The following is a 13,361-nucleotide window of genomic DNA, read 5'->3' as shown; positions in this document are numbered from 1 at the left end:
CGTCGCAGGTTCAACGCGCAGCGTGCCCCAAGCGGGATCACGCGGTATGGGTCCCGGGTCGGCGCATCGGCCGCGCTGCCGCGCCGCCGCTGCTTGCCCGGGGACGACACCGGAGCACTTACTGTTCGAGCTTCGCGAGCAACAGCTCCAGCGCGCTTTTCGCGAACAGCTGCATGTTGGCAAAGCGGTCGCTGCGGCCGCTCTCCAGGGTGACCACAGCGGTCGCGGGGCCGGCCACCGCGAAACAGGCATGGCCAGCGGCGTCGCCATAGCGGTTACCGGTCGGGCCGGCCGCGCCGGTCTCCGACAAGCCCCAATCGGTCGCAAAGCGTGTCCTGATCTGCCGCGCCAGCAGCTCCGCATAAGGCTCCGACGCCGAGCGAATGCCCTTCATCGCCTCGTCCGGAATGTCCATCAGCACGCGGCGGGCGTCGCGCGTATAGACCACGGCGCCGCCGAGGAAATAGGCGGAGGCGCCGGGCACCGCGAGCAGCGCCGCCGCGATCAGGCCGCCGGCGGAGGACTCCGCAACGGCAATGGTCTGCTTGTTGGCGATCAGCCGCGCCGCGACCTTCTCGGCGACAGCGATGAGGTGCTGCATGGCGGTCATCCTTCGGCAGCGTCGACACCCGCTGCCGCCGGCTGCTGTTCATTCCTCACCATCATGCGCCGAAAGCGCGCGCCAAGGAAGGCGCAGCCCCTCGCAGCGATCACGCAATGACCGGCTCGCGCGCCGCGACGGCCTGGCGGCCGCCGCGATAGACGGTCATCGCTGCGATGATACCGAGCACGGCGGCGCACATCAGCCAGTAGCCGGGCGAGGCCTTGTCGCCGGTCTTGTTGATGAGCCAGGTCGAGACCGCCGGTGTCGCGGTGCCGAACAGGCCGGCCGCCAGCGCAAAGGCGATCGAGAAGCAGGTGGTGCGGACATGCGCAGGCACGATCTCGACCAGGCAGCCCAGCATGGTGCCGCTGTAGACGCCGAAATAGAACGAGAACAGCATTTCGACCGCGAGCAGCTTGCCGAAGCTCGGCGCCGCCGCGAGCCAGTGCAAGGCGGGATAGGCGGTCAGCAACGCCAGAGCCGCGATGGTCACCAGCACCGGCTTGCGTCCGATCCGATCCGACACCGCGCCGCCAACCGGATTCCATAAGAAGTTGGTCACGGCGACCAGCAAAGTGACGAGCAGTGAATCCGCCGCCGACAGCTTCAGTTCCTTGCCGAAACCGGGACCGTAGACGGTGATGAAGTAGAACATCGTCGTGGTCAGCACCGCGATCATCATGCCGAGGATCACGATGCGCCAGTTCTCCAGCGCCGAGGCGAACACTTCGCGCGCGGTCGGGTGCTTCTTCATGGCGAGGAAGGCCGGCGTCTCCTCCAGCGTGCGGCGCAGGAAGAAGATCAGCGGAATGATCAGGCAACCGATGAAGAACGGGATGCGCCAGCCCCAGGCCGCCACCATGTCCGCCGGCATGGCCTGGTTGAGCACATAGCCGATGACCGACGCGACGAAGATCGCGACCTGCTGGCTGGACGACTGGAACGAGGTGTAGAGGCCGCGATTGCCGGGCGTGGAGATCTCGGACAGATAGACCGACACGCCGCCGAGCTCGACGCCGGCCGAGAAGCCCTGCAACAGCCGCCCGAGCAGCACGATGATCGGGGCCGCGATGCCGATCGTCGCATAGGTCGGGCAGAACGCGATGACAACGGTGCCGACCGCCATGATGCCGAGCGTCACGATCAGGCCCTGGCGCCGGCCGATCTTGTCGACATAGGCACCGAGCACGATCGCGCCGACCGGCCGCATCAGGGCGCCGAGCCAGAACACGCCATAGGCGTTCAGCAGAGATGCAGTCTCGTTCTCCGATGGGAAGAACGCCTTGGCGATGATCGGGGCATAGAACCCGAACAGGAAGAAGTCGAACTGCTCGAGGAAATTGCCGCTGGTGGCGCGCAGGATCGCGCCGATGCGCGAATGGATCGTAGCCGGCTGCGGGATTGACGTTGAGGACACGCGGGGAAACTCCTACCGTCGAGAGGCTCGTGCGGAGGATTTCTACGCCGGCCGAGGGGAAAGGTGCGACAATCTGCCACACCAGGCCCTGGCGGCCAATAGCTTTGCGCTCAAGGCGCCCTAGGCCTGAACAGAATTGCCGGCGGCCGACTTCTGCTGCGTTGCATCCTTCAGCCATTGCCGGAACGCCTTCAGCTTCGGCGGATCGGTTCGTCCCTCCGGGGTCACCAGATAGAACCCGGCGTCGCTCGGCAGCGCCATCTTGAACGGCACCACCAGCCGGCCCTTGGCGATGTCGTCCTGGACGTAGGCTGTGCGGCCGATCGCGACGCCGAGCCCGTCGATCGCAGCCTGGACGGTCATCAGCGACAGGTCGAAGCTCAGCCGGCCCTGCCTCGACATCTCCACCGGCAGACCCGCCGCGGTCAGCCAGAGCCGCCAGTCGTCGTCATAGCCGCCGCTCGCCTGCAGCAGCGTGTGATGCGCGAGGTCCTCCGGACAGCGTAGCGGCTTGTCGCCCTGCAGCAGCGCCGGACTGCACACCGGAAACAGCTCGTCGGCCATCAGCCATTCGGCCCGAACGCCCGGCCAGTGGCCGCGGCCATAGCGGATCGCAGCGTCGACGTCGTCCTTGCGGAAGTCGACCAGGGTGGTCGAGGTCGTGATCCGCACGTCGATGCCGGGATGGGCTTCCTGGAATGCCGTCAGCCGCGGCAGCAGCCATTTGGCGGCCAGCGAGGCGATGGTGGAGACCGTCAGCACCTTGGCGTTGTCCTTGCGCACCAGCCGCTCGGTCGCCAGCCGGAGATCGTCGAACGCCGCCCGCACCAGCGGGAGATAGTCGCGGGCCTGCGGCGTCAACGCCAAGCTTCGGTTCTGGCGGACGAAAAGGCGCAGCCCGAGCTCATCCTCCAGGCGCTTGATCTGATGGCTGATCGCGGTCTGCGTCACGTTCAGTTCGGAGGCCGCGCGGGTGAAGCTCAGATGCCGCGCCGCGGCCTCGAACGCCCGCAATCCATTCAGCGACGGCAGCCGGGTCACTCAGGGTCTCCCGTTTACATGACGTTATATCATCCGAAGCGGTAGTAAATGTCGTTTGTAGATGAAAGGCAAGCCTCCGATAGTGCACGCTCAGTGCAATACAGGAGGCTTTCATGTCATTCTACGTCTCCTCGTCAATGACGAAACATCATACTCCCGGCTTCTGGTCGGGGGTGGCCGAGCTGCTCGCCGCCTGGCGCCTCCGCTACCGCACACGGCACGAGCTGGCGCAATGGTCGGAGCGCGACCTGCACGACCTCGGCCTGTCCCGTAGCGATATCGCCGCCGAGATCGACAAGCCGTTCTGGCGGGGTTGAGCCCCTCACTCGTCCCGCCGCGCCGGCGCCGCTCCGCAAAGGAGGGCGCCGGCAATTTGATCTCCGCCGGAGTCCGTCATGCCGACGTCCGCCGTTGCCGATTTTGCCGCCGCATCCAACGCCATTCACACCCGGCGTGGCGAGGAGGTGCGGCTGCGCTTCGTGACATCGGCTGATGCCGAGGCGCTGCAGACCTATGTGCGCTCCTTGAGCCCGCGCTCGCGTCACAAGCGTTTCCTCGGCGCGCTGAGCGAACTGCCTCCGGCTGTGCTCGACGATTTCGTCGCGCTCGGCCGCAACGACCGTTACAGCCTGATCGGCGTGATGGATCACGACGGCGTCGAGAGCATCGTAGCCGAAGCGCGCTACGCGCTCGACCGCGATACCGGCCGCGTCGAGTTCGGCCTGTCGGTGCAGGACCGCTGGCAGGGCCACGGCATCGGCCCGGCGCTGATCGCGAATCTCGAGCACCGTGCGGTTGCGCTCGGCGGCGTCACGCTGTCGGGTGACGCGCTGCGTACCAACGACGTGATGATTGCGCTCGCCAGGAAGTCCGGCTTCGATCTTCGCCAGTATCCCGATGACTGGACCTTGGTGCGGTTCGAGAAGGAGCTGAGGCACCGGTCTACGGAATCGCCAAGCGGTGGCCTGAGGGTAGTGGACCGTGAGCCACGCATCATAGCACATTCATGATATGACGTCCGTCCTGCCACGCGCAGGCGGGGTATCCCATACGCTGCGGTCTGTCCACGTTCCTCTCCGCGAGCTGCGCGTACTGGATCGCCCGGTCAAGCCGGGCGATGACAGTCGTTGTGAGGCGAGCATCGGCAATCGAATGACTACGCCGCGCCTCAAAACATCTCCACCCACGGCCTGAGCTCGATCTCCCAGCTCCAGGCGCTGCGCGGCTGCTGCAGCACGCTCCAATAGCTGGCAGCGATGGCGTCCGGGTCGAGCATCGAGTCCGGGCGCTCGGCGGGCTCCTGCCTTGCCGCACTCCTGATCCCGCCGTCGATGACGAAATGCGCGACGTGGATGCCCTGCGGCGACAGTTCGCGCGCCATGCTCTGGGCGAGGCCACGCAGCGCGAACTTGCCCATCGCGAACGGCGCCGACTGGGCGTAGCCCTTCACGCTGGCGGAGGCGCCGGTGAACAGGATGGCGCCGTGCTTGTTCGGCAGCATGCGCTGTGCCGCCTGCTGCGCCACCAAGAAGCCGCCGAAGGCGCTGACGGCAATCGACTGCTGCACGTCGGCCGGCACGAGATCGGTGAGCGCTCCGCGCGCCCGCGCGCTGGCATTGTAGACCACGAGATCAGGCGCGCCGATCTCGCGCTCGACGATGCCGAACAGCCGCTCGACTTCCTCCGGATTGGTCGCATCGCAGGGGTAGGCGCGGGCGCCGGTCTCGTTGCAGAGCGCGCCGAGCTTCTCGATCTTGCGCGCAGCCAGCGCCACGCGGATCTTCTCGCGCGCGAACAGCCGCGCCAGCGAGGCCGAGAGCCCTTCGCCGGCACCGACGATGAGGGCGATCTTGTAGGCTGGGATGTCCATGGGCAGGTCCTTGGGCCAAAGCGTCCGCAGGAATCAAGCTAATGCACCGGCGGCCGACTTCCTACGGCTCGTCCCCACATTTTTGCCGCGCGCCCTCAGGTGGGGCGCGGCTGCAATCCGGCGAGGCAACCAATCTCCTCCAGCACGACGTCGAGTCGGCTGCGATCGTGCAGGAACGTGTATTTGCCGCGGAGCATGGCCAACGAGCGCGCATGATATTTCTGCGGCTTCTGTGTCCACGTGAAGTCACCCAGCTGCACGCTGAAGACGTCGCGCTGTTCCGCCAGTGCCTGCTCGTTGGCGAGCGTCCACGGCATGAACAGCGCGCCGACCTGGCGGGTCAGGATCGGCATCAAGGTCAGTGACAGTTCCGGCCACAGCTCGAACTCGCCTTCGGCGCGCGGCCATAGCATGCGGTGGATCCAGGCCAGCACATGCGGCGCGCGGCCTTCGATCAGGGCGCCGGCGGTCGGATCGGTCCACAGCTCGTAGAGCTGGCCCCACAGTCCGAAATCGCCGTAGGCCGGACGGTGGCCGAACAGATACGGCCTGACCGAGAGATGTCGTTCGAGCAGGTCGAGCATTTCGGCAAAGCCCTGCTCGATCTGCGGCGCGTTGATCTCGTTCGAGCCGACATACCAGAGCCGCTCGACCATGCGGGCGCGGACTTTATCCGCCACTTTGCCGCACTCGGCCTCGTCCGCCCTGGGGGCGCGGATGCGGGCGATGCGTCCGGCCGAGGCGCGCTGATCGAGATCGCGGGCCCAGCGATAATGGAACATCCACTTGTTGCCCCACTCGTCGCCGAACTCCTCGATCAAGGCCGAGATGAAGCTCGTCAGCGCGTCGCCGGGATGAAGCGTGGGTTGCGGAAAGTCGAGCTCCAGCGCGTCGATGATCGGCGTCGAATCCTGCATCGGCATCTCGTCGGGGCCGACCACCAGCGGAATGATCGGCAGCTTGGCGTGCCGCGCGAACTCCGCCTCGCTTTCCGCATTGCGCAATATCCATTGATGCGGAATGCCCTTGTAACGCAGATACGATCGCACCTTGACCGAATAGGGCGACATCTCCGCCCCGAAGATGCGATAAACCTCCGTCGGCTGATTGGTCATGGATCTGCTCCCGGTTCGGCGCACGCCGCTGCTTGTTGTGTATCCCATCAGGCGCAACCTGTCGAAGAGTCCATCAGAGACTTGCGGAAACGAACGAGGGCTTAACGATCATGCATCAGTTCCTGAAACGCGATGACGTGATGACCGGCGGCGCGAGGCCGGAGTTGCTGGCGCCCGATACCACGGGGCTGAACTTCTATCGCGCCGATCCGGCGCTCACCGATCTCCTGCGCATCCATCTGCCCGAGACGCTGTTTCGGCACCTCGTGCCGCATCTCGACCGTCTCGGCGAGCTCGCCGGCTCCTATCTCGACGAATGCGCCCGCTTGGCTGACCGTCATGGCCCCGTGCTGCACCAGCGCGACCGCTTCGGCCGCGACGTGCAGTGGGTCGAGTATCATCCCGCGTATCGCGAGCTGGAGCGCGCCGCCTTTGGCGAGTTCGGCATTCATGCGATGTCGATCCGCAAGGGCATTCTCGGCTGGCCGAGCAAATATCCCGTCGCGGCAAAGCACGCCTTCACCTTCCTGTTCAACCAGGCGGAGTTCGGTCTGGGCTGTCCGATCAATGTCACCGATGGCTGCGCCAAGCTGCTGGCGAGCTTCGGCAGCGACGGGCTCAAGGCCAAGTACCTCGATGGCCTGACGCAGACCGACATGAGAAAGCTGACCCAGGGTGGCCAGTTCATGACCGAGAAGGAGGGCGGCTCCGATGTCGGCACCTTGACGACGGTCGCCGTCCCGGAGGGCGACCATTGGCGCCTGCATGGCGAGAAATGGTTCTGCTCCAATGCCGATGCGAAAGTGGTGATGCTGCTGGCGCGGCCGCAAGGTGCCGAAGCGGGAACGCGCGGCGTCGGCCTGTTCTTGATGCCGCGCTTCCTCGATGACGGCAGCCAGAACCATTATCGGATCGTGCGCCTCAAGGACAAGCTCGGCACCCGCTCGATGGCCTCGGGCGAGATCAAGCTGGAGGGCGCGATCGCCTATGCGGTCGGGCGGCTCGATCGCGGCTTCGTGCAGATGGCCGAGATGGTCAACTCGTCGCGTCTCTCCAACGGCGTCAAGTCGACTGCGCTGATGCGGCGGGCCTGGCACGACGCGATCACGGTCGCGCGCAACCGCGTGGTGTTCGGAAAACGCATCGTCGACCTGCCGCTCGGGCGTCGGCAATTGATGAAGATCCTGCTCGCGACCGAGCAGGCGCTGTCGATGAGCTTCCTCACCGCCGACGCGCTCGACCGTGCCGAGGCCGGCAGCCAGGAGGCCGCGGCGCTGCTGCGCATCCTGACGCCGACATTGAAGTTCCGTGCCACGCGCGACGCGCGCAAGGTCTGCGGCGATGCCTTGGAGATGCGCGGCGGCATCGGCTATGTCGAGGAGTTCGTCACCGCGCGGCTGCTGCGCGACGCCCATCTCGGCTCGATCTGGGAGGGCACCGGCAACATCGTCGCGCTCGATGCGCTGAAGCGCGCCGTGGGCCGGCACGGTGCGGAGGCCGCGCTGGCAGCCGACCTGCATGCGCGGCTCGACGACAGCGCCGCCGTGCCGCAGGCCTGGCGCGATCAGCTGCATCGACTCGTGGATCGTGCCGTGGGCTTTGCGCGCGAGGTCGCTGGACGCGCCGACAATGAGTCCGAAGCGCGCCGCGCCACCAGCCTGCTGTATCACGTGGCGAGCGCCGTCTCGACGACCTGGGAAAGCGCGCGCATCCACGTGATGCGCGGCGACGCGCGCAGGCTGTTGCTGGCGAAGCTCGTCGTCGCGCACCGGCTGACGCCGTCCGATCCGTTCCGGCTTGCGGAAAATAGGATGGATGATGCGATCGCCACGCTGCTGCTCGGCGAACGTACCGCTGACATGGAGGAGGTTGGCGAACTGCTGTCAGCGGCGTAGGCTTGCCGCGACCAACAACAAACAAGATCGGGAGAACGCCAATGAAAGCCGCCGTGCTGATGGAGGTCAACAAGCCGCTGGTGATCGAGGACATCAGTGTGCCCAAGCCGGGGCCGCGGGAAGTGCTCATCCGCACGGCGGTGGCCGGTCTCTGCCATTCCGACCTGCACTTCATCGAAGGCCTGTATCCGCATCCGCTGCCCGCCGTGCTCGGCCATGAATCGGCTGGGATCGTCGAGCAGGTCGGCGCCGACGTAACCTATGTGAAGCCGGGCGATCATGTCGTCACGTGCTTGTCCGTGTTCTGCGGCACCTGCGACAACTGCACGACGGGCCGCCCGGTGCTGTGCACCGATACGACGGTGAAGATGCCGCCCGGCGCCTCCAACCGGCTGTCATGGGGACGAAGTGAGAAGCTGCACCAGTTTCTCAACCTCTCGTCCTTCGCCGAGCAGATGCTGGTGCACGAGAATGCGATCGTGAAGATCCGCCCGGACATGCCGCTCGACCTCGCGGCGCTGATCGGCTGCGGCGTCATCACCGGCTATGGCGCCGTCGTCAACACGGCGCGGGTGCAGGCCGGCGAGACCGTGGCCGTGATCGGCTGCGGCGGCGTCGGCATGGCTGCGATCAACGGCGCCGAGATCGCGGGCGCGGGCCGTATCATCGCCATCGATACCAATCCGGCCAAGCTGCAGCTTGCGACGAAACTGGGTGCGACTGACATCATCAATCCCGCTGAGGGCGACGTCGTGGCGCAGGTGCGCGAGCTCACCAAGGGCGGCGTGCATCACGCCTTCGAGGTGCTCGGGCGCAAGGAGACCGCCGAGCAGGCCTTCGCGATGCTGGCGCCCGGCGGCACCGCGACCATCGTCGGCATGATCCCGTTCGGCCAGAAGATCGAGCTGCACGGCTTCGACTTCCTGCGCGAGCGCCGCATCCAGGGCTCGTCGATGGGCTCGAACCACTTCCGCGTCGACATGCCCCGTCTCGTTGAGTTCTATCTGCGCGGCAAGCTGCATCTGGAGGACTGGATCTCCGCCAAGCTGAAGCTGTCCGAGATCAACGAGGGCTTTGCCAACATGAAAGCCGGCAAGACGCTGCGCAGCGTGATCATGTTCGACGCGTGAGGTGGGTGGTCGGGTGTGAGGCAGGTGATGAGGTTCGGCGGGTCTGCCTATTAGTTACCCGTCATGCCCGGGCTTGACCCGGGCATCCAGCCTCTCTGGAAGATGGATGGCCGGCCTGGCCATGACGATGTAGGACGACGGCGGAATTTGGCTAGGCGTTGTTGAAGAAGCCCGATCGCGAACTAGTCCGCAAACAGCGGCGGCGGAACGAAGCCGCCGAACTCGCGCTCGATCAGCTCGGCGAGCTTGAGCGGCGTGCGGTCCTCGAAGTACGGGCCGACGATCTGCACCCCGACCGGCAGGCCGTCGGCAAGCCCAAGCGGAATCGCGGTGGCGGGCAGTCCGGGCAAGGTGGCGATGCCCGGCCAGGCGAGCTGATCGGTGTAGCAGTGCTCGACGCCGTCGATGCTGATGCGGCGCTGCTCCTGGTCGGCCGAATGGTCGTGCGGATAGGCCGGCGTCGGCATGATTGGGCAGATCACGGCATCGAAATTCTCGAACAGCGTTCGCCATTGCGCGCGCAGCCGCGCCCGCGCCCCGCCGGCCTGCACCCAGTCGCGATGGCTGAGCGCGATGCCGCGCAGCCGCTCGGCCGCGAGGCTCGCTGCCTCCTTCGGCAATTGCGCGGCCGCGTGGCTGGCGCCGGCGTGGACCTCCGCCGGCATGGTGGCGCCGATGAAGCCGAGCAGCATGCGCATGTAGAGCCGGCTCGATGCGGCGAAGTCCGGCAGCAGCGGGCTCTCCGTCGTGACGCTGACGCCGGCCCGCGCGAGGTCGGCCGCCAGCCGCTCGATCGCGCCGCGCACGGCGCTGTTGGTCGGCAGCAGCGGATCGCTCGCGACCACCAGCACGCGGAAATCCTGCAGGCGACCGTGACGCGGCGGCGGCAGGTCGAGGCGAAACGCCTTGCCGGCTTCGAGCGGGTCGGGGCCTGCGATCACATCGAGCAGCAGCGACAGATCAGCGGCCGAGCGGGCCATCGGGCCGACGACGGCGAGGTCCGCCTCGCCCGGCAGCGGCTGAAACGGCGGTGGCGTGTGGCCGCGCGAGGCCGCGAGGCCGTAGGTCGGCTTGTGCGCGGTGACGCCACAATGAAACGCGGGGACCCGGAGCGAGCCGCCGATATCGGAGCCGAGCGACAGCGAGCCGTAGCCGGCCGCCAGTGCCGCGGCCGATCCGCCGGACGAACCGCCTGGCGTGCGGTCGAGATCGTAGGGATTGTTGGTGGTGCCGTAGATGTCGTTGTAGCTCTGCCAGTCGCCGAGCCCGAGCGGCACGTTGGTCTTGCCGAGCACGATGCCGCCGGCATCCTTCACGCGCGTCACGGTCAGCGCATCCTCGGCCGCGATGAAATCCCTATGCTGCGGAAAACCCCAGGTCGTCGGCAGGCCGGCGACGTTGTAGGATTCCTTCACCGTGAGCGGAAGGCCGAGCAGGGGCCGCCGTTCGCCGCGCGCCAGCGCCGCGTCGGCGACGTCAGCGGCAGCGAGCGCGCGCTCGAAATCGCGCACGCAGACGGCGTTGATCTCGGAGTCATGACGTTCGATGCGGTCGATGGCGAGCCTGGTCAGCTCCACCGACGAGATCTGACGATCTGCCAATGCCTTCGCCGTGTCGACGGCGGTTGCGAACGTCCATTGCGGTGCGGCCAAGGTCGATCCTCCCGGTACGATGTTTGCCGGGAGTCTTATCCGATGCGGATGGCGATCGCTTGACCAAAATTGCGGACTATCCTCTAGCCCGGCAGCATCCGCTGCATGACGCGGTCGCGATAGATGAAGACGTGCGCGATCGCGGCGGCGACGTGAACGACGATCAGGATCAGCAGCAGCCATTCGGATGCCTGGTGCAGCCCGTCGATGGCGCGGTTACCGGCCGGGTTGCGCGCGGCCAGCATCGGCACCGGAAGCAGGAAGAAGAACGACACGCTCCAGCCGCGGAAGGAGGCGAACAGCCAGCCGGTGATGGTGCTCGCCAGCACCATCACATAGAGCATCCAGTGCACGACCTCCGAGCTCAGCCGCTGCCAGGGCGGCAGTGAGCTCTCCGGTGCGACGGGGTGGGTGAGCCGCCAGAAGAAGCGCACCAGGATCAGCGCGAGGATGGTGAGACCGAACGAGATGTGCAGGATCATCGGCGCGCCGGGGGGTGTGTTCGCGTGCAGGTCCGGCATCAGCCAGCCGATCGGATACTGGATGGCGAGCAGCGCCACCGCCAGCCAGTGCAGGATCTTCGCGGGCGTGCCGTAATGCAAGCGTGGCGTCATGACGAGTTTTCCGTTGTGATCGGTCTGGCGCCATCAGCCTCGCGGCTGGACGTTTCGCAAGACGCCGGGGTGCGGATGCTAGGCCGCTCCTATGAGAATTCCGACGCCGAGCACGATGATGCCGCCGAGCACGATCTGGAACACCGCCTGCAGGAACGGCGTGTCCATGTAGCGCGCGCGGATGTAGGCGATCGCCCACAGCTCGAAGAATACGACGAGACTGGCGATCGCGGTCGCAATCCAGAACGCGTTGGTCCAGGAGTCCGGGACGAGATAGGGCATCGTGTGCCCCAATCCGCCGAGCGTGGTCATCGCGCCGCACACGGCGCCACGCAGCCACGGCGAGCCGCGGCCCGTCAGCGAGCCGTCGTCGGACAGCGCCTCGGCAAAGCCCATGCTGATGCCGGCACCGATCGAGGCGGCGAGACCGACCAGGAAGGTCTGGAAGTTCTGATGTGTGGCGAAGGCGGCGGCGAACAGCGGCGCCAGCGTCGAGACCGAGCCGTCCATCAGGCCGGCGAGACCGGGCTGGACATATTGCAGCACGAACACGCGCCGCCGCGTCTCGTCCTCCTTGTGCCGGACGTCCGGGCTGAGGATCTTGTCGGTCAGTTTCGCCGCGACCTTCTCGTGGCCCTTCTCGGCCTCGGCGAGATCGCCGAGCAGCCGGCGCACGCCGACGTCCTTGGCCTGCTCGGCGGCCTTGGCGTAGAAGCGCTCGGCCTCGAACTCCATCGTGCCGACCTCGCGGCGGATGGCGTCGAGCGACAGGTTCTTGGTCAGCCAGATCGGCCGGCGCTGCATGAAGCCCTTGACGTTCTCGCGCCGGATCGGCGGCAGGTTCTTGCCGAAGCGCTCCTCATAGAGCTCGAGCAGCATGTGGCGGTGGCCCTTCTCCTCCTCGGCCATCTGCTCGAACAGCTTGGCCGAATCCGGATAGCGTTCCGCCAGATCCTCCGCGAAGCTCATATAGATGCGGCCGTCTTCCTCTTCGGCAGAGATCGCGATTGCCAGGATCTCGCGCTCGGTGAGGTCGGCGAAGTTCTTCATTCCAAGGTCCCCGGATCTTTCGCTCTCAACATTCGAGTATTTAGAACGTTTCTAAAGTCTATATGGATTTGCTGCACCGCGGTCAAACTCCGGCCGCAGATTGGTCGCGAAACCCTTTCGTGACGTCGCATTCAAGCTCCAGTCATGGAACTGCGAGGATAGTCCGTCGTTCGCGTTCCGCTCAGCCACCTAAGGAGTTCCAATGGATAGCGTCAAATATCGGCTCAACGATCCAGGGTTGGCGCCGCGCCGCACCCGGATGGACATCCCGGGCTGGGCGGGCGAACGCCAGCCACGCGCGAATGGCTCGCATGAGCAGGTCTGGCATTGCGTACCATTCTCGGAAGGTGCGCAATATGGCATCGAGCTGTTTTATCCCTACGACTTCGAGCTGCAGGTCACCACGCGCGACGGCAGGCTGGAGCTGTCCGGCGAATGGGGCGAGCCGCCGAGCCCGAGCCTGCAATGGCCGCCATTCCGCAATTTCGGCGATGCCTTCTACACCTACCAGATCCTGCTCGATCTCAAGGTGCCCAACGGCTTTGCGATCCGGACCGAGCCGCATCCGCGATTCTACACCGACCGCACCGATACCTGCCCGATCGCCGTGCCGGCGCTGGTGCGCGGTTTCTGGCCGATGCTGTTCTTCTGCGTGTTCAAGGCGCCTGCCGAGGGCCGGACCCACATCTTCCGCCCCGGCGAGCCGTTCGCGCAGGTGATCGTGATTCCCGAGGAGGCGAACTTCACCGTCGAGCCGATGAGCCCCGACGAAGCGGCGGAACGCGAGCTGCAGTCACGCCGGATCCATGCCAGCCGGCCGGTCCTCGCCAAGGACACCGAATGGGTGTCGAGCACCGATACGGTGTTCGACGGCACCTACCGCCACCTGCATCGCGCCGCGAAGGAGAAGGCGCGCAAATCGTGAGGACGCCCTGCTGACATGAAAGAGGCGCCGACCTCGCGGCCGGCGCCC

General features: G+C 66.3%; 13 protein-coding genes. 5 read left to right on the top strand and 8 right to left on the bottom strand.

Features of this window, described 5'->3' with window-relative positions; genetic code table 11:
* Window positions 1–118: 118 nt before the first annotated feature.
* The 3 genes from QX124_RS10725 to QX124_RS10715 form a co-directional block, all read right to left on the bottom strand.
* Window positions 119–601 carry a CinA family protein gene (locus QX124_RS10725; protein WP_315797118.1) on the bottom strand — a complete coding sequence of 161 codons (483 nt, stop codon included), beginning with the start codon at window positions 599–601 and terminating at the stop codon, window positions 119–121.
* A gap of 109 nt (window positions 602–710) precedes the next feature.
* Window positions 711–2,021 (bottom strand): MFS transporter, encoded by a 1,311-nt coding sequence (locus tag QX124_RS10720; protein WP_315775542.1) that lies wholly within the window; start codon window positions 2,019–2,021, stop codon window positions 711–713.
* 120 nt (window positions 2,022–2,141) lie between these two features.
* Window positions 2,142–3,062: a transcriptional regulator GcvA gene (locus QX124_RS10715; protein ID WP_315734808.1), complete on the bottom strand. Its 921-nt coding sequence runs from the start codon at window positions 3,060–3,062 to the stop codon at window positions 2,142–2,144.
* Window positions 3,063–3,175: 113 nt separating this feature from the next.
* Between QX124_RS10715 and QX124_RS10710 the strand changes: the two genes are divergently transcribed.
* A complete protein-coding gene (locus QX124_RS10710; RefSeq protein WP_315734806.1) occupies window positions 3,176–3,379 on the top strand; it encodes a DUF1127 domain-containing protein in 204 nt (67 codons plus the stop codon).
* Window positions 3,380–3,457: 78 nt separating this feature from the next.
* Window positions 3,458–4,072 (top strand): GNAT family N-acetyltransferase, encoded by a 615-nt coding sequence (locus QX124_RS10705; RefSeq protein WP_315797117.1) that lies wholly within the window; start codon window positions 3,458–3,460, stop codon window positions 4,070–4,072.
* A gap of 158 nt (window positions 4,073–4,230) precedes the next feature.
* Here the strand turns inward: QX124_RS10705 and QX124_RS10700 are convergent, their stop codons facing one another.
* Entirely contained in the window at window positions 4,231–4,932 is a 702-nt protein-coding gene (locus QX124_RS10700) for an SDR family NAD(P)-dependent oxidoreductase (protein ID WP_315734802.1), read from the bottom strand.
* Window positions 4,933–5,027: 95 nt separating this feature from the next.
* Window positions 5,028–6,047, bottom strand: coding sequence for a glutathione S-transferase family protein (locus tag QX124_RS10695; protein ID WP_315797116.1), 1,020 nt, complete (start codon window positions 6,045–6,047; stop codon window positions 5,028–5,030).
* Between the two features lie 110 nt (window positions 6,048–6,157).
* Here QX124_RS10695 and QX124_RS10690 point away from each other — a divergent pair, with 110 nt between their 5' ends.
* Window positions 6,158–7,942 (top strand): acyl-CoA dehydrogenase family protein, encoded by a 1,785-nt coding sequence (locus tag QX124_RS10690; RefSeq protein WP_315797115.1) that lies wholly within the window; start codon window positions 6,158–6,160, stop codon window positions 7,940–7,942.
* Window positions 7,943–7,983: 41 nt separating this feature from the next.
* Entirely contained in the window at window positions 7,984–9,072 is a 1,089-nt protein-coding gene (locus tag QX124_RS10685; RefSeq protein WP_315734796.1) for a Zn-dependent alcohol dehydrogenase, read from the top strand.
* Window positions 9,073–9,254: 182 nt separating this feature from the next.
* On the opposite strand, the gene QX124_RS10680 is transcribed toward QX124_RS10685, so the two are convergent.
* The 3 genes from QX124_RS10680 to mbfA all read right to left on the bottom strand — a co-directional run bounded on the left by QX124_RS10680 (window position 9,255) and on the right by mbfA (window position 12,388).
* On the bottom strand, window positions 9,255–10,724 hold the full coding sequence (locus QX124_RS10680; RefSeq protein WP_315797114.1) for an amidase: 1,470 nt from the start codon (window positions 10,722–10,724) through the stop codon (window positions 9,255–9,257).
* Between the two features lie 83 nt (window positions 10,725–10,807).
* Complete coding sequence (locus QX124_RS10675; protein ID WP_315734792.1) at window positions 10,808–11,338, bottom strand: cytochrome b; 531 nt, start codon at window positions 11,336–11,338, stop codon at window positions 10,808–10,810.
* 78 nt (window positions 11,339–11,416) lie between these two features.
* Entirely contained in the window at window positions 11,417–12,388 is a 972-nt protein-coding gene (gene mbfA / locus QX124_RS10670; protein ID WP_315713729.1) for an iron exporter MbfA, read from the bottom strand.
* A gap of 202 nt (window positions 12,389–12,590) precedes the next feature.
* Between mbfA and QX124_RS10665 the strand changes: the two genes are divergently transcribed.
* Window positions 12,591–13,313: a hypothetical protein gene (locus tag QX124_RS10665; protein ID WP_315797113.1), complete on the top strand. Its 723-nt coding sequence runs from the start codon at window positions 12,591–12,593 to the stop codon at window positions 13,311–13,313.
* The last annotated feature ends 48 nt before the right edge of the window (window positions 13,314–13,361 follow it).

Origin of the sequence: Bradyrhizobium sp. SZCCHNRI3043 (assembly GCF_032377735.1) — a bacterium.
Taxonomy (GTDB): domain Bacteria; phylum Pseudomonadota; class Alphaproteobacteria; order Rhizobiales; family Xanthobacteraceae; genus Bradyrhizobium.
The sequence above is the reverse complement of the archived record's forward strand: the minus strand, read 5'-3'. Positions and strand labels throughout refer to the sequence as shown.

Coding starts and splice junctions, on each gene's coding strand:
- QX124_RS10725 (WP_315797118.1), bottom strand. CDS start 601: ATGCAGCACCTCATCGCTGTCGCCGAGAAGGTCGCGGCGCGGCTGATC.
- QX124_RS10710 (WP_315734806.1), top strand. CDS start 3,176: ATGTCATTCTACGTCTCCTCGTCAATGACGAAACATCATACTCCCGGC.
- QX124_RS10705 (WP_315797117.1), top strand. CDS start 3,458: ATGCCGACGTCCGCCGTTGCCGATTTTGCCGCCGCATCCAACGCCATT.
- QX124_RS10700 (WP_315734802.1), bottom strand. CDS start 4,932: ATGGACATCCCAGCCTACAAGATCGCCCTCATCGTCGGTGCCGGCGAA.
- QX124_RS10695 (WP_315797116.1), bottom strand. CDS start 6,047: ATGACCAATCAGCCGACGGAGGTTTATCGCATCTTCGGGGCGGAGATG.
- QX124_RS10690 (WP_315797115.1), top strand. CDS start 6,158: ATGCATCAGTTCCTGAAACGCGATGACGTGATGACCGGCGGCGCGAGG.
- QX124_RS10685 (WP_315734796.1), top strand. CDS start 7,984: ATGAAAGCCGCCGTGCTGATGGAGGTCAACAAGCCGCTGGTGATCGAG.
- QX124_RS10675 (WP_315734792.1), bottom strand. CDS start 11,338: ATGACGCCACGCTTGCATTACGGCACGCCCGCGAAGATCCTGCACTGG.
- mbfA (WP_315713729.1), bottom strand. CDS start 12,388: ATGAAGAACTTCGCCGACCTCACCGAGCGCGAGATCCTGGCAATCGCG.
- QX124_RS10665 (WP_315797113.1), top strand. CDS start 12,591: ATGGATAGCGTCAAATATCGGCTCAACGATCCAGGGTTGGCGCCGCGC.